Raw genomic sequence first — 1,360 nt, 5'->3', positions numbered from 1 at the left:
GACGAACCCTCACGGCGACGGTCCGCTTCGGCGTGGCGACCCCGAGGGCGTACGTCAGGTCCGCGAGCCGGTAGAGCGTCCGGAACCCGACCCGTTCGAGCCACGCGGGGGGATCGAGCGCGGACATCCTCGGCTCAGGCGGTCACGACCTGTATGGGGACGAGCAGGAAACAGAGCGCGCCCGCCCCGAACGTGAGCACGCCGACGACGACGCGGGGCCAGTCGAGCCGGTCCTCGTCGTCTGGGTTCGCCGGGCCGTTGAAGGCGATGAGCAGCGAGAAGACGCCCCAGAACGCCCAGAGACCGACGGACTCGTCGAGCCCGAGCCCCCGCCCGTAGTGGAGGTACGCGGCGAGCGCGAACAGCGCGCCCGGCACGAGCGACGCGATCGTCTCCTGACGCGGCCCGACCATCGCCCGGACCATGTGGCCCCCGTCGAGCTGGCCGACGGGAAGCAGGTTCAGGAGGGTGAAGAACATCCCGACCCAGCCGCCGATGATCACCGGGTGGACCGCCCGCGTCGGGTCCGCGTACGAGGTCGGTTGCCCGATCGCCCCGGCGATGAGGCTCAAAAGCGGCGGGTTGTTGAATCGGATCATCGTCCCGGAGCCGGTCGCGAGCTCCGCGGGGACGCGGATCGGGTCGAGCGAGAGCCCGACGACCGTGACGACCACGGTGGCGACGAGCCCGGCGATCGGGCCGGCCGCGCCGACGTCGAAGAGCGCCTTCCGGGAGGGCATCCGGCCGCGCATCCGGATGACCGCGCCGAGCGTCCCGAACGGGAAAATGAACGGGATGACGTACGGCAGCGACACGTCGACGCCGTGATACCGGCCGGCGACGTAGTGGCCGAGCTCGTGGGTCATCAGGACGCCGAGGACGGCGGCAGTGAACGGCCACGCCCGGAGCATCGTGAGGGGATCGGCACGGATCTCCGCGAGCGGGACGTAGTACCAGCCGTACGCCCCGACGAACAGGGTGGAGAGCACCGTCGCGAGGAACAGCCCGGCGTTCACCCACGGGATCCCCCGGCGCCCGTGTCCGAACGGGGTCGCGACGACGACGTGGCCGTCCTCGAGCGTCTCCACGTCGACCTCGTAGCCCGCCTCGCGGAACGCCGGGACGAGCTTCCGGAGGAGCGTCCGCTCGGGGATGTACGACTCGCCGACGTACCGGACGCGGCCGTCCTCTCGGCGGACCTCCTCGACGCGGAAGAAGGTCCGGAGCGGGTCGGGACGGGGGACGTCGGCCGCCGTCGACGCCGTCCCGTCCTCGCGTTCTGACATCGTCGGTCGTTGGCCGCCGCCGAGTATAAACCCCGCGTCACCGGACGCGGAACGAACCGGCCGGCGACCGACGA

Annotated in this window: 1 protein-coding gene; it reads right to left on the bottom strand. The window is 71.5% G+C overall.

Going from position 1 to position 1,360, the window contains the following annotated elements; all coding sequences use genetic code 11:
• Positions 1-134: 134 nt before the first annotated feature.
• A complete protein-coding gene (locus tag DJ70_RS09000; RefSeq protein WP_094532136.1) occupies positions 135-1,286 on the bottom strand; it encodes a site-2 protease family protein in 1,152 nt (383 codons plus the stop codon).
• Positions 1,287-1,360 lie beyond the last annotated feature (74 nt).

Source organism: Halorubrum halodurans (genome assembly GCF_002252985.1).
In the GTDB taxonomy this organism is placed as follows: Archaea; Halobacteriota; Halobacteria; order Halobacteriales; family Haloferacaceae; genus Halorubrum; species Halorubrum halodurans.
Note: the sequence above shows the minus strand (reverse complement) of the source record. Positions and strands in the feature narration are given on the sequence as shown.

Bases quoted from the DNA above. Each gene is read 5' to 3' on its own strand.
- DJ70_RS09000 (WP_094532136.1), bottom strand. From the start codon at position 1,286: ATGTCAGAACGCGAGGACGGGACGGCGTCGACGGCGGCCGACGTCCCC.